Origin of the sequence: Acinetobacter sp. A47 (assembly GCF_000805455.1) — a bacterium.
Taxonomy (GTDB): domain Bacteria; phylum Pseudomonadota; class Gammaproteobacteria; order Pseudomonadales; family Moraxellaceae; genus Acinetobacter.
The window spans coordinates 194,150-218,452 of record NZ_JSUS01000001.1; the positions used below are offsets into that span (position 1 = coordinate 194,150).

19 protein-coding genes are annotated in these 24,303 nt (G+C 43.2%); 8 read left to right on the forward strand and 11 right to left on the reverse strand.

Going from position 1 to position 24,303, the window contains the following annotated elements; all coding sequences use genetic code 11:
• Nucleotides 1-58 precede the first annotated feature (58 nt).
• A complete protein-coding gene (gene adk, locus OC23_RS00810) occupies nt 59-712 on the forward strand; it encodes an adenylate kinase (RefSeq protein WP_038342104.1) in 654 nt (217 codons plus the stop codon).
• A gap of 62 nt (nt 713-774) precedes the next feature.
• The gene (locus tag OC23_RS00815; protein ID WP_038342106.1) at nt 775-960 is read left to right on the forward strand and encodes a hypothetical protein; all 186 of its coding nucleotides are present in this window, start codon (nt 775-777) and stop codon (nt 958-960) included.
• Here the strand turns inward: OC23_RS00815 and nth are convergent.
• Together nth and OC23_RS00825 are read right to left on the reverse strand one after the other, a co-directional pair.
• The gene (gene nth, locus OC23_RS00820; RefSeq protein ID WP_038342107.1) at nt 957-1,643 is read right to left on the reverse strand and encodes an endonuclease III; all 687 of its coding nucleotides are present in this window, start codon (nt 1,641-1,643) and stop codon (nt 957-959) included. The genes OC23_RS00815 and nth overlap by 4 nt on opposite strands.
• Nucleotides 1,644-2,441: an RnfABCDGE type electron transport complex subunit B gene (locus OC23_RS00825; RefSeq protein WP_038342109.1), complete on the reverse strand. Its 798-nt coding sequence runs from the start codon at nt 2,439-2,441 to the stop codon at nt 1,644-1,646.
• Between the two features lie 388 nt (nt 2,442-2,829).
• Between OC23_RS00825 and gdhA the strand changes: the two genes are divergently transcribed.
• A complete protein-coding gene (gene gdhA / locus OC23_RS00830) occupies nt 2,830-4,176 on the forward strand; it encodes an NADP-specific glutamate dehydrogenase (protein ID WP_038342110.1) in 1,347 nt (448 codons plus the stop codon).
• An 82-nt stretch (nt 4,177-4,258) separates the two neighbouring features.
• On the opposite strand, the gene OC23_RS00835 is transcribed toward gdhA, so the two are convergent.
• From OC23_RS00835 to OC23_RS00855, 5 genes are all read right to left on the reverse strand, one after another.
• Complete coding sequence (locus tag OC23_RS00835) at nt 4,259-5,365, reverse strand: META and DUF4377 domain-containing protein (RefSeq protein WP_038342111.1); 1,107 nt, start codon at nt 5,363-5,365, stop codon at nt 4,259-4,261.
• Nucleotides 5,366-5,554: 189 nt separating this feature from the next.
• Nucleotides 5,555-6,328, reverse strand: a complete 774-nt coding sequence (locus OC23_RS00840) for a DODA-type extradiol aromatic ring-opening family dioxygenase (RefSeq protein ID WP_038342112.1) — start codon at nt 6,326-6,328, stop codon at nt 5,555-5,557.
• A gap of 101 nt (nt 6,329-6,429) precedes the next feature.
• A complete protein-coding gene (gene rlmH, locus OC23_RS00845) occupies nt 6,430-6,909 on the reverse strand; it encodes a 23S rRNA (pseudouridine(1915)-N(3))-methyltransferase RlmH (protein ID WP_004770208.1) in 480 nt (159 codons plus the stop codon).
• Nucleotides 6,910-7,226: 317 nt separating this feature from the next.
• Entirely contained in the window at nt 7,227-9,656 is a 2,430-nt protein-coding gene (gene lon / locus OC23_RS00850; RefSeq protein WP_038342115.1) for an endopeptidase La, read from the reverse strand.
• Between the two features lie 143 nt (nt 9,657-9,799).
• The gene (locus OC23_RS00855) at nt 9,800-10,387 is read right to left on the reverse strand and encodes a 5-formyltetrahydrofolate cyclo-ligase (RefSeq protein ID WP_038342117.1); all 588 of its coding nucleotides are present in this window, start codon (nt 10,385-10,387) and stop codon (nt 9,800-9,802) included.
• 481 nt (nt 10,388-10,868) lie between these two features.
• Between OC23_RS00855 and OC23_RS00860 the strand changes: the two genes are divergently transcribed.
• From OC23_RS00860 to OC23_RS00880, 5 genes are all read left to right on the forward strand, one after another.
• Entirely contained in the window at nt 10,869-18,950 is an 8,082-nt protein-coding gene (locus OC23_RS00860; RefSeq protein ID WP_038342118.1) for an ESPR-type extended signal peptide-containing protein, read from the forward strand.
• A 57-nt stretch (nt 18,951-19,007) separates the two neighbouring features.
• Nucleotides 19,008-19,799, forward strand: a complete 792-nt coding sequence (gene tpgA / locus OC23_RS00865; RefSeq protein ID WP_038342119.1) for a trimeric autotransporter adhesin/peptidogylcan-associated protein TpgA — start codon at nt 19,008-19,010, stop codon at nt 19,797-19,799.
• Nucleotides 19,800-20,052: 253 nt separating this feature from the next.
• The gene (locus OC23_RS00870; RefSeq protein WP_038342120.1) at nt 20,053-20,253 is read left to right on the forward strand and encodes a hypothetical protein; all 201 of its coding nucleotides are present in this window, start codon (nt 20,053-20,055) and stop codon (nt 20,251-20,253) included.
• Between the two features lie 278 nt (nt 20,254-20,531).
• Nucleotides 20,532-21,770 (forward strand): putative solute-binding protein, encoded by a 1,239-nt coding sequence (locus tag OC23_RS00875; protein ID WP_038342121.1) that lies wholly within the window; start codon nt 20,532-20,534, stop codon nt 21,768-21,770.
• 88 nt (nt 21,771-21,858) lie between these two features.
• Nucleotides 21,859-22,617, forward strand: coding sequence for an NAD-dependent epimerase/dehydratase family protein (locus OC23_RS00880; RefSeq protein ID WP_038342122.1), 759 nt, complete (start codon nt 21,859-21,861; stop codon nt 22,615-22,617).
• 293 nt (nt 22,618-22,910) lie between these two features.
• Here OC23_RS00880 and OC23_RS00885 read toward each other — a convergent pair whose 3' ends face one another.
• Genes OC23_RS00885 through OC23_RS00900 form a run of 4 tightly spaced genes read right to left on the reverse strand, consistent with a single transcriptional unit; the run spans nt 22,911 to nt 24,114 of the window.
• Nucleotides 22,911-23,159 (reverse strand): helix-turn-helix domain-containing protein, encoded by a 249-nt coding sequence (locus OC23_RS00885; protein ID WP_038342123.1) that lies wholly within the window; start codon nt 23,157-23,159, stop codon nt 22,911-22,913.
• Nucleotides 23,160-23,468, reverse strand: coding sequence for a hypothetical protein (locus OC23_RS00890; RefSeq protein ID WP_038342124.1), 309 nt, complete (start codon nt 23,466-23,468; stop codon nt 23,160-23,162).
• Complete coding sequence (locus tag OC23_RS00895; RefSeq protein ID WP_038342125.1) at nt 23,465-23,839, reverse strand: hypothetical protein; 375 nt, start codon at nt 23,837-23,839, stop codon at nt 23,465-23,467. Before OC23_RS00895 ends, OC23_RS00890 begins: the two co-directional genes overlap by 4 nt.
• Nucleotides 23,836-24,114, reverse strand: coding sequence for a hypothetical protein (locus OC23_RS00900; RefSeq protein WP_227505523.1), 279 nt, complete (start codon nt 24,112-24,114; stop codon nt 23,836-23,838). Before OC23_RS00900 ends, OC23_RS00895 begins: the two co-directional genes overlap by 4 nt.
• Nucleotides 24,115-24,303 lie beyond the last annotated feature (189 nt).

Here is a 24,303-nt window from a genome sequence, read left to right on the forward strand (position 1 = left end):
AGTCTGTATGATATTGCTCAATTTAAGATTTATTGTTTTTAAATGAGGATGTTCTTTTATGCGCATTATTTTACTCGGACCACCTGGGGCAGGCAAAGGTACTCAAGCTCAGTTGATCTGTAAGCGCTACAATATCCCACAAATTTCAACCGGTGATATGCTCCGTGCTGCAATTCGTGAAGGTACTGAACTTGGCTTAAAAGCAAAAAGCGTGATGGAGTCAGGCGGTTTGGTTTCTGATGAACTGATCATTGGTCTGGTGAAAGAACGTATTGCTCAGCCTGACTGTGAAAATGGTTGTATCTTTGATGGCTTCCCACGCACGATTCCACAGGCTGAAGCATTAGAGTCAGCTGGTATCACCATTGATCATGTGATCGAAATCGATGTACCGGATGAAGAGATTGTGCAACGTCTTTCTGGCCGCCGTCAGCATCCGGCTTCTGGTCGTGTTTATCACACCGTATACAATCCACCAAAAGTGGAAGGTAAAGATGACGAAACAGGCGAAGACCTTGTGCAACGTCCAGATGACCAGGAAGAAACCATTCGTAAGCGTCTTGCATCTTACCATAGCGAAACAGAGCAGCTGGTAGGCTTCTATCAAGGCCGTGCTGCTTCAGGCGAAAATGCACCGACTTATGACAAGCTGGATGGTTTACGTGCAATCGAAAACGTTCAAGCCGATTTATTTGCAATTTTAGATAAATAATCTGGATTGCAGAAGATAAAAGAGCTCTGAATATAGGGCTCTTTTTATTTTGGAGACCCACCATGCTACTAAAAGTGTTTCTGATTTTAGTTGTAATTTGCAGCCTGATTTTGCTGTTGTTTTTATTGTACCAAAGTCAGAAAATGTTGCGGCATGTGCAAAAGCAGCAAGCTCTGGAAAACAAGCTGAATGGTAAAGCCCGCCGGCTACATCCCAAGCTTCAGCAGCATAAAAAACCTCAGGATTAACTGAGGTTTTTGACTGCAATGGCTTTATGGGCGCCAAATTCAAAGCGATCTGGCCAGTTACAGACATCGGCAACCACACATTCACCACACTTCGGTTTCCGCGCGATACAACAATAACGACCGTGCAGAATCAGCCAGTGATGTGCATCAATAATAAATTCTTTTGGAATCACTTTAATCAGGCGATCTTCAACCTCCAGCACATTTTTACCCACTGCCAGACCGGTACGATTACCTACACGGAAAATATGGGTGTCCACAGCCATGGTGGGCTGGCCAAAAGCCGTATTCAGTACCACATTCGCCGTTTTACGGCCTACACCGGGTAAGGCTTCCAGTTCTTTACGGGTTTGTGGTATCTGGCCCTGGTATTGCTCTACCAGGATACGACAGGTTTTAATCACATTCTCGGCTTTGGAGTTATATAAACCAATGGTCTTGATATATTCTTTTAACCCCTCTACACCCAGATCCAGAATCGCCTGAGCGGTATTGGCAACCGGATAAAGCTTATCGGTGGCCTTGTTCACGCTGACATCGGTTGCCTGAGCAGACAGCAGTACAGCAATCAGCAATTCAAAGGGTGAAGAATAGTTCAGTTCAGTCTGTGGGTGAGGTCTTTGTTCACGCAAACGCTCGAAAAATGTCTGAATCTGCTTTTTGGTCATATTTTTTACGGGCATTTAACTGTCCTGCAAATCATTTAAACGTTGTTGTAAGTCTTGGAGTTGTGCCTGCTTTTGCTGATCCGGACGTACACTTAGCTGTTTTTCCAGTTTCTTGATCTGTGTGCGTATTTTGGCAAGTTCAATGGTGGTTTTAGCATCCATTGCAGGTGTTTCTTTGGGAGTGTCCACACGCGTAATGACCGGAACATTGTTGAGGGCTTGTGAAAACTGCGCAAAAAACTCTACATCGATCTCTGCACGTACCACCGGCCCTTTACGACTGAGACGGCGCTTTTCTTCACGTTGAATGTGGGCATAGTAGCGATGTCTTAAATCATCCTGTTCAAGCTTGCGTTGTGCTGTAGTCGGCAAGGCTTTGTGATCTGCCACCAGATCGATACAGTCTACCGGACATGGCGGGATACAGAGTTCACAGCCAGTACACAGGTCGGTCAAGATACTGTGCATCAGTTTGCCACTGCCGATGATCGCATCTACTGGACAGGCACTGATACACTTGGTACAGCCTATACATTCATCTTCACGGATGACGGCTTTCATGCGTTGTGGCCGTCCGTCCTGCTGGATTTCCCAGACGCTTGGCTCGGCAGGAAGAGAAGGGCGTTGTAACAATTCAGCCAGTGCATCGGCAACAGGTTGTCCACCCGGAACACATTTATTTGCCTCTTCACCTTCTGCAATGGATTTGGCATAAGGTAAACATCCATCACGATGACCACATAAACCGCATTGTGTTTGTGGCAATAACTGATCTATTTGGACGATAAGAGAATGTTGCGCAGATGGTGACATGGAAGCGGATGAAGCAAAAAAACAGGGAGCTTAGTATAGCAAAAAATGCTCTGGCACGGCGTGATCAGGGGCTAAAATTATGCCGGTAGGGTTAAGTTTTAATGCATAAAAATAGTGCGGCTGTCGAATTTTTTTAGTGCGAACTGATCAGGATCAGGTAGCAGATAGAGCGCAGTGCTAACCCGTAATGCAGCATTTCTAATAGATTTTTTCTGATATTTATTTTGAAAATAACGAACATTTATTGAGTTAAGTTTTTGATTTTATACATTTAAAAAACTGTCCTGAAAAATAATAGTGTGATGCAATAGTAATCTGTATTAAATATATGCGATATTCTATTTTGGTGCATTTTTCGCACCAATATAAATCATGGACTTGGGGGTGAATGTTGAAGTACAGCAGCTTAAATGACTTTCTGGATTATGTTAAAGCGAGAGATCCTGATCAACCTGAATTTTTACAAGCTGTCGAAGAAGTCATGACCAGTTTGTGGCCATTCATTGAGAAAAATCCGAAATATGCTCAATATGGTCTGCTCGAGCGTCTGGTCGAACCTGAGCGTGCCATCCAGTTCCGTGTATCGTGGATGGATGATCAGGGGCAAACGCATGTAAACCGTGCTTTCCGTGTTCAGTACAACTCGGCCATTGGTCCTTATAAAGGTGGCATGCGTTTTCACCCTTCCGTTAATCTGTCCATCTTGAAGTTTTTAGGCTTTGAACAAACCTTTAAAAATGCCTTGACGACACTACCGATGGGAGGCGGAAAAGGCGGTTCTGATTTTGACCCGAAAGGTAAATCAGACGCCGAAATTATGCGCTTTTGTCAGGCATTAATGCTGGAACTGTATCGTCATCTTGGTTCCAATACCGATATTCCGGCAGGTGATATTGGTGTCGGTGGCCGGGAAGTCGGCTATATGACCGGCATGATGAAAAAACTGAGCAATGATACTTCTTGTGTATTTACCGGTAAGGGAATTTCATTTGGCGGTTCATTGGCCCGTCCCGAAGCAACGGGATATGGAACGGTCTATTTTGCCGAGGAAATGCTGAAAACCCGTGGTGAAAGCTTTGCAGGCAAAACCGTGTCGATTTCAGGTTCTGGCAATGTGGCACAATACGCCGCAGAAAAAGCCATGTTCCTTGGTGCAAAAGTGGTGACCTTGTCCGATTCAAACGGAACGGTCTATTTAAAAAATGGGTTCAGCAAAGCCTTGCTTGATGAAGTCATGCAACTGAAAAATGAAAAACGGGGCCGTATTTCCGAGTTTGCTTCCAAACATGGTTTTGAATATTTTGAAGGGCAAACTCCGTGGCATATCGCGGTTGATATTGCCTTACCATGTGCGACACAAAATGAATTAACAGCTGAAGACGCTGCAACCTTACTGGCAAACGGTGTGATCTGTGTAGCGGAAGGGGCAAATATGCCTTCAACCCTGGAGGCTGTTGAAAAGTTTGTTGAAGCCAAGATTTTATATGCCCCGGGTAAGGCCTCCAATGCCGGTGGAGTTGCGACATCAGGCCTTGAGATGTCCCAAAATGCGAATCGTCTTGGCTGGTCTTTCGAGCAGGTTGACGAGCGTTTGCATGCCATTATGAAAGAGATTCACCGTAACTGTGTTAAATACGGTACTCAGGAAGATGGTACGGTCAATTATGTCGATGGTGCCAATATTGCCGGTTTTGTCAAAGTTGCAGATGCAATTCTGGCGCAAGGGATTTATTAAAACGCTTGCTTTAATTGAGCGGGACAACCCATAAAAAAAATCCGATGTCTTAACATCGGATTTTTTTATTTACAGATATAAATTATGGTTTTTTAACCATCTCTTGTTCAACAACCATATCTAATACGTCTGCAATGCTTGATTGATCGGCAGCAGGGTTTGGAACATCAAAACGTTTTACACGTACAATTACACGTTGTTGAGGATTGTGTTCAAAGCCTTCAATTTGACCGTAGTATAATGACCAGTTTTTGTCCGCGTATGTTTTTACACCTTTGTCATCATATTTGACTTCACGAACCTGCATGCAAGTCTGTGGTGCAACACCCGTGCAAGATTTGGTTTCTGGTGAAATTTCAAGGAAAACCGTTTTACCTTCAGACTGGTATTTTACTTCAGGTGTCATTTTGCCAACGAAAGTGTATTTTTGGCCTTTTGCATCTGCAATGGTTAAAGTTGGCTGTTCTGGGCTGCTTGCATTGACTTCAAACGCAATCTGGCGTTTTTGCAGCAACTCGCCGGCAAACTGTTCCTGTTTCATCAATGCCGGGTCACAAGCCATCATGGTTGAAGCCAGTTCGCCTGTAACAATCGCACCATTTTCGACTTTCCATGAGGTATTTTGACGGTTACAGCCGGTATCTACTGATAGACGGTCATTTGCCAGGAAGCTTAATACGATCGGGCGTTTGGTATCGGCCGGTTGATATGACCAGCTATAGTTTGTCAATACGTTGTTATTTGTCACTTTAGCCCCTGTAAATACATGTTTCTGACCTTTGCCATCAGTTACTGTCAAGATTGCCTGACCATTTACTGTGCTGATTTCAAATGGAACTTTTTTCTCGCTGAAAATATCCATAGAGAGCTGTTCTTGCTGCATTAAATCATCAGCACAAGCCATCATGGTCGATACCAGTGGTGAAGTTACAATGCTATTGCCAGCAATTTTCCAGGTACCACCCTGAGTGTTACAACCGGTTTGGATTGAAAGTTTCTGGTCTGCGTTAAAATTTAACACCAGCGGTTTAGATGCTTTTGAACCCTGATAAGTCCAGTTATATTCAGCCAGGTTTTTTGCTGCAGTTGTATTGATTTGTGAAATTACGTTGTCAGTCACATTTTGAACAGTTTGACAAGCCATTAAAGAGAGGGGAAGTAAAGCAAGAGCTAAATATTTAATTTTCATACTCAAAACAACGGGAAATAAATAACAGTGATAAGCTTAAAGTATTCTTAAAAAAAGAACATGTGGTCCGTTTAGGCATTAAGTTCATTAAATGTTTCTATTTGTAAAATTTAAAAAATAGAATGGATTTATAGGCTTGCTAATATTATATGCAAGCCTATTTTGTTTTTATGTGATTTGGTTGGTTATTTAGTCAAAACGGTAAATATCCATGCCGAGAGAGCCCATGGAGAAACTGCTATGGACGATATTGAAACGGTGTCCGGTACCCATTGCAAAGAAAAGTGGCGCAAAATGCTCAAGAGAAGGGTGATTTCTTTGAACATAAGGTAAGGAAGGCCAGTCCAGCACGGCCTCATAATCCTGATGGGTGAGTTTATTAACCACCGCATTACGGAAGGTACTGGCCCAGACCGGCACATCGGCATCTGCTTGCCAGGAAAGTTCAGCCAGGTTATGGGTGATACTGCCTGAGCCAATCAATAAAATCTGTTGCTCTCGTAAAGGTGAAAGTACTTGGCCTATCCGGTAAATTTCATCGGCGTTCATTTGCATGGGCAAAGAAATCTCGATAACCGGAATATCTGCATCCGGATACATATGTAATAGCGGCATCCAGACACCATGATCACGTGGTCGGGTACTGTTGGCATGAGCAGCCAAACCTGATTCGGCCAAACGCTGCAAAATTTCTTCTGCCAGTTGCGGGGCACCTGCAGCCGGATAACGAATCTCGTAGAGTGCCGGTGGAAAGCCACGGAAGTCATGCCAGGTCTGTGGGCGGGTCGAGGTACTGACTTCAAGTGCCTGGCTTTCCCAATGTGCAGACATCACCACGATAGCCTGTGGGCGGGGCAGGTTGCTACTCAGGCGATGCAGTGCAGGCCCAACCTGTTCAGGATCAAGTGCAAGCATAGGTGAACCATGTGAAATAAATAGTCCGGGTAAGGTCTGGAAATTCATATGTATGCACCTGATGAAAACGACAGGGTTATGGTGACAAAAAAGATTGGGTAATGACAGCCCTTAAAGCTCAACATATTGTTGCAAAATCAGAACAGCTTTTAAGCCCGATGATAAGGATGGTTATGATTAATGCTCATGGCCCTGTACAATTGCTCGATCAGCAGGATACGGACCATGGGGTGAGGCATGGTCAGTTTGGACAATGACCAGTGCCATGCTGCTGCCTTGCGTACAGCTTCCGAATGTCCATCTGGTCCGCCAATGGCGAGCGCAATATCATTTCCTTCCAGCATCCATTGCTTCATGGTATCGGCGAGTTTTTCCGTACTGAGTTCACGTCCACCCACTTCTAAAGCAATCAGGGTTTCATTGGGCTTGAGCGCATTTAAAATACTTTCACCTTCAATCTGGCAATATTTTAAAATATCCGCTTCAGAGTCATTTTTCCCCCGTTTTGCCATAGGCAGTTCAATCACTTGCGTTTGTACGAAGGGCTGAATACGTTTGAAGTAGTCTTCAAATCCGGTCAGTACCCAGGCCGGCATTTTTTGACCAATGGTCAGGATGCGAATTTTCATAACAACGGTTTATTTGGCAAATTAGGCTTATTATAAGGGTTACACATAACTGTAGGGGCAGATATATGATTTATCTTGTCATAAAAAATACAAAAAACTGATTTATATTGGCCATAAAAAACGCAGCTCAAAATGCGTATGAGCTGCGATCAAAGAGCCATCTGTCTGGAGTTCAGATGACACTAAAATGAGTTCATTGAGCCAAGTTGATCTTTGTTTTTTCGACTCTATTTCATTATGCAAGATACTGGTTATTTTTCAACCATAATGTGTAACAAAAAAAGAGAGCCGAAGCTCTCTTTTTTATTAATCGCGATTTAGTGACGGGCAGCTTTTGCTTCTTCCACCGGTTTTACAATCGGTGTTTTAGGTAAAGGCTTTGGTGTATCCGTTAACGCCAAAGGCAAGATTTCATCAATGCTTTTCACTGCCTTGATTTCTAACCCTTCTTTTACGTTTTCTGGAATCTCTGCCAAGTCGCGAACGTTATCTTGCGGAATAAAGACCAGCTTGATTCCACCGCGGTGTGCTGCAAGAAGTTTTTCTTTCAGACCACCAATACGCATTGCACGACCACCGAGACTGGTTTCACCGGTCATGGCGATATCCGGACGAATCGGAATCCCTGTAAATGCCGATACAAGGGCAGTGGTAAGCGCCAAACCGGCAGATGGGCCATCTTTTGGCGTTGCACCTTCTGGTAAGTGGACATGCACATCAGTTTCTTCAAAACGTGATGCTTCAATGCCCAACTCATCCGCACGGGTACGTACCACGGTCATGGCTGCGGTAATCGACTCTTTCATAACATCACCGAGTGAACCGGTTGTAATGAATTTACCTTTACCTTTGACAGCAGCAACTTCGATGGTCAGCAATTCACCACCAACAGAGGTCCAGGCCAGACCGTTGACACGACCTACCTGTGCTTCATCTTCTGCGATACCAAAGTCAAACTTGTGTGGACCCAAGTATTCAGGAAGATTGGCAGAAGTCACGTCAATCTGTAAGTTTTTAGACTTCTTGCTGACCGCTTCTTTGACCACTTTACGGGCAATTTTAGAAACTTCACGCTCTAAATTACGGACACCTGCCTCACGGGTATAACGTTGTACGATGTCACGGATTGCCTCTTCGTGAACTGTCAGTTCCTTGGCACGTAGACCATTGTTCTTGATTGCTTTCGGAACAAGGTAACGTTCGGCAATATTCACTTTTTCGTCTTCGGTATATCCCGGTAGGCGAATCACCTCCATACGGTCCAGCAAGGCTTCAGGAATATTCATGCTGTTTGCAGTACAGATGAACATCACTTCTGAAAGGTCAAGATCAAGGTCAAGATAATGATCGTTGAACTTGCTGTTTTGCGATGGATCAAGGACTTCCAGCAAGGCTGATGCCGGGTCGCCACGGTAGTCTTGAGCCATCTTGTCAATTTCGTCGAGTAAGAACAACGGATTCTTCACGCCAACCTTGGTTAAAGACTGCACGATCTTGCCTGGCATCGCACCGATATAGGTACGACGGTGACCACGAATTTCAGCTTCATCACGTACACCACCAAGTGCCATACGGACAAATTCACGACCAGTTGCCTTGGCTACCGACTCACCTAACGAGGTTTTACCTACACCCGGAGGTCCTACTAAACACAGGATCGGACCGCGGAGCTTTTTCACCCGAGACTGGACAGCCAGATACTCTACAATGCGATCTTTGACATCATCCAGACCGTAATGATCTGCATCAAGGATATCCTGGGCTTTATTCAGGTTAATGCTGACTTTGCTGGCTTTGTTCCATGGTGTATCCAGAATTACTTCCAGATAGTTGCGGACCACAGCAGCTTCACTTGAAGCAGGTTGCATTGCCTTGAGCTTGCGGAACTCGGCCTCTGCTTTTTTGCGTACATGTTCCGGTAAATCGGCTTCAGCCAGACGCTTTTCAATTTCAGCCACGTCATCTTCGGCGCCGCCGTTCATATCGGAAAGCTCACGTTGAATGACTTTCATTTTTTCATTTAGAAAGTATTCACGCTGGTTTTTTTCCATCTGACGTTTGACGCTGTCATGCAGGGTTTGCTCAATTTGCTGTTCGGCAGACTGATTCATCAAATAATTCATCAACTCTTGCAAATGAGCTTCAAACTCGTCGTGTTCCAGAAACTTCTGTTTCACTTCAATATTTAAAGGCACACGGGTCGCCACGAAGAACATCAGCTGTAATAAGTCTTCGATTTTATTTGCGGCTGCAACGAGTTCACGTGCATTACGCAATTTTGCTTCAGCATACTGAGCAAACAGGGTGCGCAATTCATTTAAGCGGGTTTCTTGGGTCTCTTGATCCAGAGATAAGGTCATCGGGCTTAAATGATGTTCAGCCGTTAAGTATTCCTCTCCATCAATAATGCGTTCTAGCTTGGAACGATATAGACCTTCAATCAGTACCTTGATGCAGTTTTCATCATTTTCATGATTGACGACTTGTACGATTTTGGCCACGGTTCCATATTGATAGAGATTGTCATGATCAATTTCTTCTGTAAGCGAATCTTTTTGCGCAACTACAAATACTAAATTGTCACTGTTACGAGCCACATCCACTGCATTGATCGATTTTTCACGACCCACAAATAGCGCAATTTGCATGTGCGGATAGACCACAACATCACGCAACGCTAATAGTGGTAATACACTTGGAACCTGTGGCTCTAAGCTTGTTTCATTATTCAAAATATATTCAGACATGGGCACTCCTAATGAGTGACAACGGTGTTGCCATGTTTTTTATAGTGATGTGCATTTTAAAAATTACAAGGGTTTTTACTTATAAAATATAAAAAAAAGACTAAATTACTCAAGTTTTATGACTTTAATAAGAAAATAAGGAGCTAACGTTTGAAATAATAACGTTTTTTAGGCGTAATCAATTCATCTAATGGCTGATCCCATTTTTGTCTGTCTAAACGGGTTTCTATATATTGAAAGTTGTGCGCCAGGCCGAGCCGGTAAGGATACTGTTGAGCAGTGGACAGGGTCCGGTCATAAAAACCGCCGCCCATACCAATACGGGTCCCCAGATAATCACATGCCAGCAAGGGCATGATCAGCAAATCCAGTCGGGAAACTGGCTGGCCACGACTTGCCATAGGCTCTTTCATGCCTAAAGGATGATGCGAAAAGCGGCGATTGAAATACTGTTTGGCATACACCCTGACCCAGACCAGCCGTTGATTCATATTACAAATCATTGGCAAATACACCTTTTTGTTTTGTTGAAAGCACAGTTCCAGCATCTTTTGTGTATGAATTTCTCCAAAAGCATGCAAATAAAGGCCAATTTTGGTTGCAGTTTTAAAACGCACCGAGGTTCTGAGCTGAATTAAAACCTGTTGTTCAGCTTTTCTGTGTTCATGGCAAGACAATTGCCTTCTCTTTTGGCGAAGCTGTTTTCGGATTGATTTTAAATCTTGGCCCATAGGCTTGAAAAAGTGGTTTTGGTAAGCGGCATCATACTCGATTTATTCCATAATATCTAAGCTCTAGTTTCCTGATTTATTAAGTTAAATTTTATATTTTTTGTATGATTTTTTATTTTGGCTAATCAATTTATATTTAGTATTAATTTCAATAATTAATGGAATTTTATGGGATTGATTATTTTTTTATATTGATTTATTGAGTTTTTACTCTACCGCTTCATAATTTTAATAAAAGTTAACACAAATCATACATAAAAATATATTTTGTTGTTTTTCTAATTATATCAATGCTTTGAATTGTTTTATTTTTTAGTGATTTTGAGAATTGCGTCTCATATTTAACAAAAAATGTTCACTGTATCTTTACCAATTTACTCGGGTTTATTAGCATCCGCGTCTCTTTTTTAGCGCTGACACTAAAAATGCTCATTTGCATTTTTAGACCATCCATAACTGTAGTAAACGTCTGAGAATTTTTATGAACAAAGTATATAAAGTGGTTTGGAATGCATCTATCGGAGCATGGGTCGCAACTTCTGAACTGGCAAAAAGTAGAACCAAGACTAAATCTAAAATTTCAAATCTAACCGCTGCAGTATTGGTTGGTGCAATTAGTTTTTCTCCTGCAGCATTTGCGGCACAAGGTATTGAAAATGGAAAAGGGCCGGGAACAGGTATTTCATCTGCTCAATGTGTAGAAACTCAAGCAAGTGCTGGTAATCGTTCTGATATTGCAATTGGTTGTGGTTCTAAAACAACCGCTTTAGGGCGTGGTTCATTAATTGCAGACCGTAATAATCCATATAACAACACTACGGGTGCATTCGCTGATGGGGGCAATAAAGAGGGTGGATCAATTGCCTTTGGTACAGGAGCAAATGTTGAGAAAGGCTTGGGTACTGCAATTGGTTCTTATGCATCAGTAAAAGAAATTGCAGGTGTTGCCATTGGTACAGGAGCACTGTCTGCCGGTAATACTGCACTTGCGATTGGTCGTCAGTCAGCAGCAATTGGAGATTTCTCTCAGGCTATTGGTAACGTGGCTGCTGCGACAGGGAAAGGTTCATTAGCGATTGGTCACTCTGCAACAGCAGAAGGTTACCGTTCAATTGCAATTGGTTCACCTGATATTGAAAATGCCGGTTCTGTCGCAGGTCAGGCAGGTGCTTCATATCAGCCAAACATGGCGACCAAGGCAACTGGTAAAGATTCGATTGCCTTTGGTGGTGGTGCGGTTGCGACCCAGGAAAACTCTTTGGCAATTGGTGCATTTTCATCTTCTACAGGTAAAAAATCAGTTGCGATTGGTACCGGTGCCAAGGCAAATAAAGACGATGCAGTTGTTATCGGTGACCAGGCAGAAGCTTCTTTTGATGGTGGTGTCGCTGTTGGTAAAGGTGCGCGTTCAGAAGCAGAAAACAGTATTGCACTAGGAAAAGATTCAAAAGCAACTCAGGCGACAGGTGAAAGTTTCCTGACCAAGCAAGCTGCTCCAACAGGCGTTTTGTCTATTGGTGATGTGGGTGCTGAACGTCGTATCCAGAATGTTGCAGATGGTGCTGCTGACTCTGATGCTGCTACTGTTCGTCAGTTAAAAGCGGCACGTACCCATTATGTCAGCGTAAATGATAATGGTGTACAAGGCGGTAACTATGAGAATGATGGCGCAAAAGGTCTTAATTCGATTGCTGTTGGTGTAAACGCAAGTTCAACCGGACGTGAAGCGATGGCAATGGGAAGTGGTGCCCAGGCTGTAGGTTCAGGTTCTGTTGCGATGGGTGCAAGTGCCAATACGGTTGGTCGTGGTGATGTAGCGATTGGTCGTGGCTCATCGACCAAAGGTGCAGAAGGGGTAAATAGTAACCAGTCTATTGCAATCGGTGACCAGACTAAGGCGATTGGTGACCAGTCTGTGGCAATTGGTGCAGATGTTATTGCACGCGGTAACTCATCCGTTGCCATTGGTGGTGATGATGTTGATAAAATTGCACGAGATACTGAGTTAAGTCAAAAATATACTGACATTACAGGTGGTGTATTAAAAGCGGGTAGTTATCCAACCACTGAGGCGAATCATGGTTCAACAGCAGTTGGTACTCAGGCTTTAGGTACAGGTGCATTTTCGTCTGCATTTGGTATGACCTCTAAAGCAACAGGTGATGCATCAGCTGCATTTGGTGTGATGTCAAATGCATCAGGTAAAGGTGCTGCTGCATTTGGTGCGGTAGCTCAGGCAACGGGTGATGGCGCATCAGCAATGGGGATTAACTCGTTTGCTTCCGGCACAAACTCGACAGCAATCGGTTCAGGTAATAAACCTGGTGAAGGTGCGACAGCAACAGGTAATGGCGCTGCTGCCATTGGTAGCAATGCCAAAGCGACGGGTGACAGTGCTGCTGCAGTTGGTAAAGGTGCAGAAGCAAGTAATGAAAATGCTGCTGCCATCGGTGGTGGTGCTAAAGCAACTGGTAAAAATGCTGCTGCGATTGGTGCCGGTGCCATTGCTGACCAGGAAAATGCAGTTGCGGTAGGCCAGGGTGCGCAATCTATGGTTGCTGGTGGTGTAGCTCTGGGCGCACGTAGCCGGGTAGAAGCAGAAAACAGTGTGGCATTAGGACAAGATGCAGTTGCTACAGAAGCAACAGGTAATTCTTTCCTGACCAATCGTGATGCATCTATGTCAAATGGTGTCGTTTCTGTTGGTTCTGCTGGAAAAGAGCGCCGTATTACCAATGTTGAAGACGGTTCTGCCGATTCAGATGCCGTGACTGTGCGTCAGCTTAAGCATGTTGACGGTCGTGTGAATGAGAATGCACAAAACATTACCAATCTGGATCAGAAAATTGATAACACCAAAAATGATTTGGGCAATCAAATTGCAGATACCAATAAAAATCTGAATGATGCCAAAACAGATTTAGGTAACCAGATCAACAATACCAAGACCGAGCTAAACAGCAAGATTGACAACACCAAGACCGAGCTGGAAAACAAGGGCTTGAACTTTGCCGGTAATGCCGGTGCAGACGTTCATCGTAAGCTGGGTGACAAGTTAAACATCGTGGGTGGTGCTGATGCTGCAACAGCAGAAGACAAGACCAGCGGTGAAAATGTCATTACCCGTACGACTGCAGATGGCATCAAGATTGAATTGTTGAAAGATGCGAAGTTCGACAGCATTACCACTGGCGACAGCGTATTGAACAACAATGGTTTGACCATCAAAGATGGCCCAAGCATCACCAAAGATGGCATCAATGCAGGTAATAAAGTCATTACTAATGTTGCTGATGGTGTAAACGGTAAAGATGCGGTCAATGTTGACCAGTTAACCAAAACCAAAGATGGTCTGGATAGCAAGATTACCGATACCAACAACAAGCTGGACGACGCTAAAAAAGACTTGGGTAACCAGATCACGGATACTAATAACAAGTTAAATGATACTAAAGATCAGTTAACCAATCAGATTACTGATACCAAGACTGAGCTAAACAGCAAGATTGACAACACCAAGACCGAGCTGGAAAACAAGGGCTTGAACTTTGCCGGTAATGCCGGTGCAGACGTTCACCGTAAGCTGGGTGACAAGTTAAACATCGTGGGTGGTGCTGATGCTGCAACAGCAGAAGACAAGACCAGCGGTGAAAATGTTATTACCCGTACGACTGCAGATGGCATCAAGATCGAATTGTTGAAAGATGCGAAGTTCGACAGCATTACTACTGGCGACAGCGTATTGAACAACAATGGCCTGACCATTAAAGATGGCCCAAGCATCACCAAAGATGGCATCAATGCGGGTAATAAAGTCATTACTAACGTTGCTGATGGCGTAAACGGTAAAGATGCGGTCAATGTTGACCAGTTAACCAAAACCAAAGATGGTCTGGATAGCAAGATTACCGATACCAACAACAAGCTGGACGATGCTAAAAAAGACTTGGGTAACCGTATCACGGATACCAATAACAAGTTAAATGATACTAAAGATCAGTTAACCAATCAGATTACTGATACCAAGACTGAGCTAAACAGCAAGATTGACAACACCAAGACCGAGCTGGAAAACAAGGGCTTGAATTTTGCTGGTAATGCCGGTGCAGACGTTCATCGTAAGCTGGGTGACAAGTTAAACATCGTGGGTGGTGCTGATGCTGCAACAGCAGAAGACAAGACCAGCGGTGAGAACGTAATCACACGTACCACTGAAGATGGCATCAAGATTGAATTATTGAAAGATGCGAAGTTCGACAGCATTACCACTGGCGACAGCGTATTAAACAACAATGGCCTGACCATCAAAGATGGCCCAAGCATCACTAAAGATGGCATCAATGCAGGTAATAAAGTCATTAGCAATGTTGCTGACGGTTCAATTGCTCAAGGTTCTAAAGATGCGGTGAATGGTGGTCAGATCAAGCATATTTCTGACAGCATCAAGAACAGCATCGGCGGTAACACCACGGTAAATCCGGACGGTAGCATTACCACCAATAACATTGGCGGTACAGGCAAGAACAACATCAATGATGCAATCAGCAATGTAAAAGACGCTGCAACCAAAGCGAAAACTACAGTGACTGAAGGCGACAACATTGTTGTCAAGGAAACCATCAATAAAGATGGCAGTACTAACTACGAAGTTGCGACCAAGAAAGACCTGACTTTAGACAGCGTCACTACTGGCGACAGCGTATTGAACAACAATGGCTTAACCATTAAAGATGGCCCAAGCATCACCAAAGATGGCATCAATGCAGGTAACAAGGTCATTAGCAATGTTGCTGACGGTTCAATTGCTCAAGGTTCTAAAGATGCGGTGAATGGTGGTCAGATCAAGCATATTTCTGACAGCATCAAGAACAGCATCGGCGGTAACACCACGGTGAATCTGGACGGTAGCATTACCACCAACAACATTGGCGGTACAGGTAAAAACAACATCAATGATGCAATCAGCAATGTAAAAGACGCTGCAACCAAAGCGAAGACTACAGTGACTGAAGGCGATAACATTGTTGTCAAGGAAACCATCAATAAAGATGGCAGTACTAACTACGAAGTTGCGACCAAGAAAGACCTGACTTTAGACAGCGTCACCACGGGCGACAGCGTATTGAACAACAATGGCTTAACCATTAAAGATGGTCCAAGCATCACTAAAGACGGCATCAATGCAGGTAATAAAGTCATTAGCAATGTTGCTGACGGTTCAATTGCCAAGGGTTCTAAAGATGCGGTAAATGGTGGTCAGATCAAGAATATCTCTGACAGCATCAAGAACAGCATTGGTGGTAACACCACGGTGAATCCGGACGGTAGCATCACCACCAATAATATTGGCGGTACAGGCAAGAACAACATCAATGATGCGATCAAGTCAGTTGATGACAAGGTAACCAATGGTGTAAATGACCTGACCAACAAAGGTCTGAACTTTGCTGGTAATGCCGGTAAAGATGTACACCGTAAGCTGGGTGACAAGTTAAACATCGTGGGTGGTGCTGATGCTGCAACAGCAGAAGACAAGACCAGCGGTGAAAATGTCATTACCCGTACGACTGCAGATGGCATCAAGATCGAATTGTTGAAAGATGCGAAGTTCGACAGTATTACTACTGGCGACAGCGTATTGAACAACAATGGCTTAACCATCAAAGATGGCCCAAGCATCACCAAAGATGGCATCAATGCAGGTAATAAAGTCATTAGCAATGTTGCAGATGGTTCAATTGCCCAAGGTTCTAAAGATGCGGTGAATGGTGGTCAGATCAAGCATATTTCTGACAGCATCAAGAACAGCATCGGCGGTAACACCACGGTGAATCCGGACGGTAGCATCACCACCAACAACATTGGCGGTACAGGCAAAAACAACATCAATGATGCAATCAGCAATGTAAAAGACGCTGCAACCAAAGCGAAGACTACAGTGACTGAAGGCGACAACATTGTTGTGAAGGAAACCACCAATAAAGATGGCAGTACTAACTACGAAGTTGCGACCAAGAAAGACCTGATTTTAGACAGCGTCACGACTGGCGACAGCGTATTGAACAACAATGGCTTAACCATTAAAGATGGCCCAAGCATCACTAAAGACGGCATCAATGCAGGTAATAAAGTCATTAGCAATGTTGCTGACGGTTCAATTGCCAAGGGTTCTAAAGATGCGGTGAATGGTGGTCAGATCAAGAATATCTCTGACAGCATCAAGAACAGCATCGGCGGTAACACCACGGTGAATCCGGACGGTAGCATCACCACCAACAACATTGGCGGTACAGGCAAGAACAACATCAATGATGCGATCAAGTCAGTTGATGACAAGGTGACCAATGGTGTGAATGACCTGACTAACAAAGGTCTAAACTTTGCTGGTAATGCCGGTAAAGATGTACACCGTAAGCTGGGTGACAAGTTAAACATCGTGGGTGGTGCTGATGCTGCAACAGCAGAAGACAAGACCAGCGGTGAAAATGTTATTACCCGTACCACTGAAGATGGCATCAAGATCGAATTGTTGAAAGATGCGAAGTTCGACAGCATTACCACTGGCGACAGCGTATTGAACAACAATGGTCTAACCATCAAAGATGGCCCAAGCATCACTAAAGACGGCATCAATGCAGGTAATAAAGTCATTAGCAATGTTGCTGATGGTTCAATTGCTCAAGGTTCTAAAGATGCGGTAAATGGTGGTCAGATCAAGCATATTTCTAACAGCATCAAGAACAGCATTGGTGGTAACACCACGGTAAATCCGGACGGTAGCATCACCACCAACAACATTGGCGGTACAGGCAAGAACAACATCAATGATGCAATCAGCAATGTAAAAGACGCTGCAACCAAAGCGAAAACTACAGTGACTGAAGGCGACAACATTGTTGTGAAGGAAACCACCAATAAAGATGGCAGTACTAACTACGAAGTATCGACCAAGAAAGACCTGACTTTAGACAGCGTCACGACTGGCGACAGCGTATTGAACAACAATGGCCTGACCATTAAAGATGGCCCAAGCATCACTAAAGACGGCATCAATGCAGGTAATAAAGTCATTACCAATGTTGCTGACGGTTCAATTGCCAAGGGTTCTAAAGATGCGGTAAATGGTGGTCAGATCAAGCATATTTCTGACAGCGTCAAGAACAGCATTGGTGGCAACACCACGGTGAATCCGGACGGTAGCATTACCACCAACAATATTGGCGGTACAGGCAAGAACAACATCAATGATGCGATCAAGTCAGTTGATGACAAGGTGACCAATGGTGTGAATGACCTGACCAACAAAGGTCTGAATTTTGCTGGTAATGCCGGTAAAGATGTACACCGTAAGCTGGGTGACAAGTTAAACATCGTGGGTGGTGCTGATGCTGCAACAGCAGAAGACAAGACCAGCGGTGAAAATGTCATTACCCGTACCACTGAAGATGGCATCAAGATTGAATTGTTGAAAGATGCGAAGTTCGACAGCATTACCACGGGCAATACAGTATTGAACAACAATGGCTTGGTCATTAAAGGTGGCCCAAGTATCACCATTAACGGTATTGATGCAGGTGGTAAGAAAATTACCAATGTTGCTGATGGTGTTGATGCGAAAGATGCTGTGAATAAAGGTCAGCTCGACAAGCAAATCAATGATGTTAAAGATAAAATCGGTAAAGAGATCGGTGATTTATCTGACAATGCTGTGAAGTACGACAAAGACAAAGATGGCAATGTTGATAAAAACTCAGTGACTTTGGGTGGTGGCGATAAAGGTACCAACCTGAAAAATGTTGCTGATGGTAAGGTTGAACAAGGTTCTAAAGATGCGGTGAATGGCGGTCAATTGTGGGATGTCAAACAGAATGTTGACAAAAACACCAATGATATCCAGAACATCCAGAACAATATCAACAACATCAACAATGGTAAGTCTGGTCTTGTTCAGCAGCAGGATCCGAAGGGCGAAATTACTGTAGGTAAAGATACTGGCGGTAAGAGTGTCAATATGGCAGGTAAAGATGGCGACCGTGTTATTCAAGGTGTAGCTGATGGAACCATTGCCAAAGGTTCTAAAGATGCGGTGAATGGTGGTCAGATCCATAATATCTCTGACAGCATCAAGAACAGCATCGGTGGTAACACTACGGTAAATCCGGATGGAACCATCAAAACCAAGAACGTTGGTGGCACAGGTAAAGACACGATTCATGACGCGATCGGGGCGCTGAACCAGTCAAATCAGGAATTGGGTAACCGTATTACCAACCTCGGTGACCAGTTACAACAAGCGTTCTATGACACGAACCAACGTATTGACAGTGTTGAGAAAAAAGCCAATGCAGGTATTGCTGCTGCAATGGCACTTGAAGCAGCTCCATTTGTTGCTGGTAAATACACTTATGCTGCCGGTGCTGCTTACCATGGCGGTGAAAATGCGGTCGGTGTCACTTTGCGTAAAACATCTGATAATGGCCGTTGGTCAATTACCGGTGGTGTTGCTGCAGCATCTCAAGGTGATCCAAGCGTACGTATTGGTATCAGTGGCGTAATTAACTAAGAAACTGGCGGGGAGAGCAAACGCTCTCCTTACTTGGACTATAAAGAGAGTAATGAAATGAAAAAAACGATTCAATGCTTGGCAGTAGCCGCTCTTGCCGGTTTCTCGGTAGCGACTTATGCAGAGGAAGAGACAACGCCAGTACAGCAGGAAGAAATCAAGTTTCCAGCTGTTGAAAAAAGTTATTTGAAACAGGTAAAGCGTTATGAATATAACGATGTTGCCCGTTTGGATACAGGTTTGACCAAAGACCAGATCCGTCATTTATTGGGTAATCCTCAATTTAGCGAAGGCGTATTCTTGGTAAAAACCTGGAACTATGTTTTAGATATTCGCCAGCCGAATAGCCAAGAGTATTTGCGTTGCCAACTCCGCATCGATTTTGACAAAAAATACCTGTCAGAAAGATTGTCATGGAAAGGTGAAGCGTGTGAAGGCTTAATGGCTTGGGGTGCAAATAACCAGGTTCCTGCCGATGCAGCCCTCGCTACTGCACGTTCTGGCAGCGTATTTTTTGCTTTCGACCGTTTTAATGCCAATGCAATTGAACAAGGTCCGGCCTCAGTTGCAGCGATTGCACAACGCATCAAACAAACAGGTTCAACAGGTCCAATTCTGGTGGCTGGTTTTGCTGATCCATTGGGTAAATTTGCGTATAACCACCAGTTATCAGCACAACGTGCCAATACAGTCGCGAAGTTGCTGGTAAATGAAGGTATTGATGCTAACCGTATTCAAATTCAGGCAAATAGCCAGACTGACCTATATCAGCAATGTGCAGGTAACAAAGCCAATACACAACTGGTGGGCTGCTTGGCGCCAAATAGACGTGTTAACGTAAGCTGGTAATTCTGCTTAGGGTAAAATGGCTGCTTTTAAAGCGGCCATTTTTTTATTTCTGCATGACAGCAAGTTGCTCAACTACACCAAAACTTTCAATCAGCACTCATAACTATTGTGTCAATACCTGCAAAAAATATCATTTTTTGTGAACTGTTAGACAAAATATGCAGTTATGCTGGATGAATGATCTAATATGCACGGCTGTGAAATAGCGGTCTGGGTAAATATTTCACAGGGTATGGCGTTGTAGGGGAAAACGATGTTTGAATCAAAAAAACTGATTGTTCTAGAGCAAATGCTTGTCTTAAAAAAAGAAGGTGAAATTGATCTGGTCTATAAAAATGACACCTTGCTCAAGGTTAAAATGATTTCAAACCAGCATCTCATTGTAGAAGATGATGAGCAGACCAGTTTTCTGTTAAAACGCCAGGATGAAAATGTGGTCTGGTCATTTATTTAATTTAAACGTACTGAATATGCTACAGGTGGGCTAAACAGCAGCTGATTTAACGTATTTCAGCTAAATCTGCTGTTTTATAAAACTATCCGATAAACGCGCCATTCCTGTTCCAGGGTCACAGCCTTGCATTGCCAATGCATCTGCGAGTACCTGAATTTAATCACCTGTTTTGGTTGGCTTAATTGACATTTGCTAGCCAAATACAGTCAATTCTATTTTTATCTTTTCTCCTTAACTTGAATAAAACTGTTGGGAAATAGCTAAAAATGGATTGGCTTATGCAAAATAATAAATTGATCAGATTCACAAAGTCTTTTTTGATTCATTGTACTTTGGCGAGTTCAATTGTGCTGATGAATACCGCTTATGCAGCACCTGAAGGCAAACTGGACTTGACACTTTCGACCCATTCGCAGAATAAGATCAAACAGTTGCTCAATGATCCCAAAACCTGGCAGCAGATTCCCAAGCAAGTCACTTTATGTGTGTTTTCCCCCAATGGCGAGCATAGTGAAGCGTTTGAGCAGGCCACCAGTTATATTACCGAAATCCCGCGAATGGTTCGTGTTGCAAAACAGTTCGGCGTCAATATGAATGTGACCCGGCCTTCGCATTTACAATTTAAACTGGATTTTGATTATCCCAAATTAAAAAAACAGGCCTCAACGTTAGTCAATCTCAAGGTCTATACCAATGAAGCAGTTTTGACTGAAGATTTTCGTAGCAAGCGCTGTGATGGAGCCGGAATCAGTAACCTTCGTGCCAAACAGTTTAATAAATTTGTGGGGAGCATTGATGCCATCGGTGCATTACAGACCTATAAGCAGCTCAGTTCCGTGATACAGGTTTTGGCCAATCCGAAATTTGATGAAAAGATGGTCAATAAAGACTATGAAGTGGTGGGAATCGTACCATTAGGTGCCGCCTATATCATGGTAACCGATCGTAATATTAATACTTTGGCAAAAGCTGCAGGTAAAAAGGTCGCGGTATTCCAGTTTGATGAAACGCAAAAGAAACTGGTACAGAATGTCGGTGCACAACCGGTTTCTGTCGATCTGGTGACGGTGGGCGGAAAGTTTAATAATAAAGAAGTCGATATCATGGCCGGGCCAGCGATTTTATTTGAGCCATTGGAATTACAAAAAGGCATGACCGATAAATCAGGTAAAGCCGTTGGCGGTATTATTAAATTTCCTGTGATACAGGTAACAGGAACCCTGATTATGCAGCGGAATAAGTTTCCAGCAGGGATGGGATCGATTGCGCGTGAAGTGATTTCCAAACAGTTAAATCCGGCCTTTGAATTTGTCGATAAAATCGAAGCCAAGATACCAGACAAGTTCTGGTTAAAGCTGAATGAAAGTGATAAGCCTGGCTATGTACGCTTGATGCGTGAAGCCCGGATTCAAATGACCAAAGAAGGCTTTTACGATAAGGATATGATGAAGCTGTTGAAGCAGGTGCGTTGTTCACAAGAGCCAAGCAATTATGAATGTGCTTTGAAGGATGAATAATTAAACCTGATTGAGAAAACCAGAGTCTAGAATAGTGTCGAAAATATCGGCACTATTTTATTATTCCTTTGACTAAGAAACTTTTTAAATGAAAAATCATCATCCAGATAGACCTGTTGTCTTTATTGCTGGAGCAACAGGTGCCATTGGCTATAAGCTTTGCCTGATTCTCCGGCAAAAAGGTTTTACGGTATATGGTATGACCCGTTCTATAGATAAGGCCAGGTTTTTACAGGCTATCGGTGTGCATTCCTTAATTGCGGATATTTTCGATGCGGAAAGGATTAAAGAAATAATAAGTGAAGTTGCGCCAGATGTGGTGATTCATCAACTCACCGATTTACCTTATGGTTTACAGCCAGATTTAATGCAACAAGCCCGCATTAGAAATGCAAAAATCAGAAAGGAGGGAACTTACAATCTTGTTCAGGCTCTTACAAATACGTCCTGTAAGCTAATAGTGCAAAGCATCGCGTTTGCTTATCTGCCTGACCAGCCTTGCTACAATGAACAAACAGCATTGGATTTAAATTCAGTAAACCCTATCTTGAAACTGAATGCTGAAGGGATAAATGAGCTAGAAAAGCAGGTACAAAATAGCGGACTGAATCACGTGATTCTACGCTATGGAAAATTATATGGAGAGGCGACAGGCTGTGTGGCTGCAGAGTCTTGCAAAATCCATGTCGATGCGGCCGCACACGCTGCTTATCTGGCTATTGAAAAGGGAAATGGTATTTATCAGATTGTGGAAGATGAACAGCAATATATGAATATAAAAGCAAAGACAGAATTGGGATTTGAGCCGGATTATCGTTTTTATATGGGCCAAGTGTTGAATATTTAAAATAATGCTCCAGAGGTGCCGCTGCATGGTCGTTACCCTGAACCCGATGAGTTCTCGGGAAAAGTATCAATTTCAGCAATACGAAACGATATCAAAGCATATTAAACAGCATAGAAAAGTAATTTAAGTTTTTGTATTTTATTAAGAATGCCTGAAACAATATTAAAGCGCACAACATAATACGATAATATACTTTATTTGCCTACTATGTGCCTATTTCTCTAAATTTTGCCTATTTTTATTGGTTTTTAGCCTACTGTTTGCCTACTAAATTTTTTCAATAAAAAAGGCGGTTAAACCGCCATTTGTGATGTTGATTGGATGCGCTGACTTTCTATGTAAGCTAACACATCTGATTTTTTATACATTATTTTTCTATAATGTACTTTTGAAAATGGGATACCCCCACCTACACAGCGTTTTTTCTGCAACCATGATAGGGAGACACCAAGTACAGCTGCGATTGATTCGGGTGAAAATGAGGCATCATTATCAGCTGTATTAAATCTCTCAATTTCGGCTTGAATTTCATCATTATTCATTCAGTTATCCTCCGCATCCGCTTTTGCTTCAACAAACTTTTCAACTAACTCTGCATAGAAATATTCGGCTTGTGATAAGTTGTCACCAATGTCTTTTTGGCAAAGTAGCCATAATGTAATTTCTTTGATGGGGCTTTTAGGGATCAGGATATAATCCTCTGGCATCGCCTGGACTTTGGCTGCCTTCCAGCCGCACCAACGATCATTATGAATGTGGCTTGCCGGCACTCCATCCCACCACGTTACATGCTCTCCATATTCTGACTCATGCCAGTTTGAGAAAACCTCTCTTTCTTTTTCAATGTTCATACAACCCCCGTCAAAAATGTCTGATCCCGCATATGAGGCGGCAGGCGAGCAAACCCTTGCTGGGTGAGGTCCTCAATAAATTTCTTACCGCCTTTTAAATATAGTTCAGTAAACATTTTGAACCGATTTATACAATGTTCGTTCATCTCGTAAAAGTCTGCGCGTACGCTCCAGGAACCTTTAATTTTCCCGGTATATTTTCCTTTTTTAAAAGAAACGCCATCTTTTGCCGGGCTAATAGAGTATCCGCCATTTTGCATAAAAACCGAAAATGGAAAGACAAGGGGATCTGGAATGCGCTTCACGGGCTGAGGAACTTCAGGCTTGATCTTGCAATAATTAATCGCTGCATCTTCAATAATTACGTTCATGATTGAATACCCGTGTACTTAATAAACTTCTCTTTGCGTGCCTGATCTTGATTTTTAAGCAATTTAACAGAAATTGAATTGATCATTAAATTTGACTGCTTAACCACGATTTGTGCTTCGTACCCGTTGGGCGCTTCGACACGCCCCTTAACTTTGCCCAGACCACGTACCGTGGTTGCTTCATACGACCAGATATAAGTTTTTATAGTGGGCTTCTGGTGATCCATCTGGCTGTGTTGGTTAGGAATGTCAGAGACTTGAAACAAGCAAGACATAAAATTTACCTCATATCCTTTCGTACAGCCCTGAATGAAAGGCTGTGAATGCAATCTGCACAATTCGTTCGCTTTGATTTTTGATGTTTAAAGTTTTAAGCCGGCAATGCTGTGTTCAACTTTTCAAAAGCCTGTTTCCGGGCAGCCTTTTGATTGGTTAACAAGGAGACTGAGACATCCTTGATCAAC

Excerpts from the sequence above, each read along its gene's own strand:
- tpgA (WP_038342119.1), top strand. The coding sequence starts at position 19,008 with ATGAAAAAAACGATTCAATGCTTGGCAGTAGCCGCTCTTGCCGGTTTC.
- OC23_RS00860 (WP_038342118.1), top strand. The coding sequence starts at position 10,869 with ATGAACAAAGTATATAAAGTGGTTTGGAATGCATCTATCGGAGCATGG.
- lon (WP_038342115.1), bottom strand. The coding sequence starts at position 9,656 with ATGTCTGAATATATTTTGAATAATGAAACAAGCTTAGAGCCACAGGTT.
- OC23_RS00890 (WP_038342124.1), bottom strand. The coding sequence starts at position 23,468 with ATGAACATTGAAAAAGAAAGAGAGGTTTTCTCAAACTGGCATGAGTCA.
- OC23_RS00825 (WP_038342109.1), bottom strand. The coding sequence starts at position 2,441 with ATGTCACCATCTGCGCAACATTCTCTTATCGTCCAAATAGATCAGTTA.
- nth (WP_038342107.1), bottom strand. The coding sequence starts at position 1,643 with ATGCCCGTAAAAAATATGACCAAAAAGCAGATTCAGACATTTTTCGAG.
- rlmH (WP_004770208.1), bottom strand. The coding sequence starts at position 6,909 with ATGAAAATTCGCATCCTGACCATTGGTCAAAAAATGCCGGCCTGGGTA.
- OC23_RS00815 (WP_038342106.1), top strand. The coding sequence starts at position 775 with ATGCTACTAAAAGTGTTTCTGATTTTAGTTGTAATTTGCAGCCTGATT.
- OC23_RS00880 (WP_038342122.1), top strand. The coding sequence starts at position 21,859 with ATGAAAAATCATCATCCAGATAGACCTGTTGTCTTTATTGCTGGAGCA.
- OC23_RS00885 (WP_038342123.1), bottom strand. The coding sequence starts at position 23,159 with ATGAATAATGATGAAATTCAAGCCGAAATTGAGAGATTTAATACAGCT.
- OC23_RS00875 (WP_038342121.1), top strand. The coding sequence starts at position 20,532 with ATGCAAAATAATAAATTGATCAGATTCACAAAGTCTTTTTTGATTCAT.
- adk (WP_038342104.1), top strand. The coding sequence starts at position 59 with ATGCGCATTATTTTACTCGGACCACCTGGGGCAGGCAAAGGTACTCAA.
- OC23_RS00900 (WP_227505523.1), bottom strand. The coding sequence starts at position 24,114 with ATGTCTTGCTTGTTTCAAGTCTCTGACATTCCTAACCAACACAGCCAG.
- OC23_RS00870 (WP_038342120.1), top strand. The coding sequence starts at position 20,053 with ATGTTTGAATCAAAAAAACTGATTGTTCTAGAGCAAATGCTTGTCTTA.
- OC23_RS00855 (WP_038342117.1), bottom strand. The coding sequence starts at position 10,387 with ATGGGCCAAGATTTAAAATCAATCCGAAAACAGCTTCGCCAAAAGAGA.
- OC23_RS00840 (WP_038342112.1), bottom strand. The coding sequence starts at position 6,328 with ATGAATTTCCAGACCTTACCCGGACTATTTATTTCACATGGTTCACCT.
- OC23_RS00835 (WP_038342111.1), bottom strand. The coding sequence starts at position 5,365 with ATGAAAATTAAATATTTAGCTCTTGCTTTACTTCCCCTCTCTTTAATG.
- gdhA (WP_038342110.1), top strand. The coding sequence starts at position 2,830 with ATGTTGAAGTACAGCAGCTTAAATGACTTTCTGGATTATGTTAAAGCG.
- OC23_RS00895 (WP_038342125.1), bottom strand. The coding sequence starts at position 23,839 with ATGAACGTAATTATTGAAGATGCAGCGATTAATTATTGCAAGATCAAG.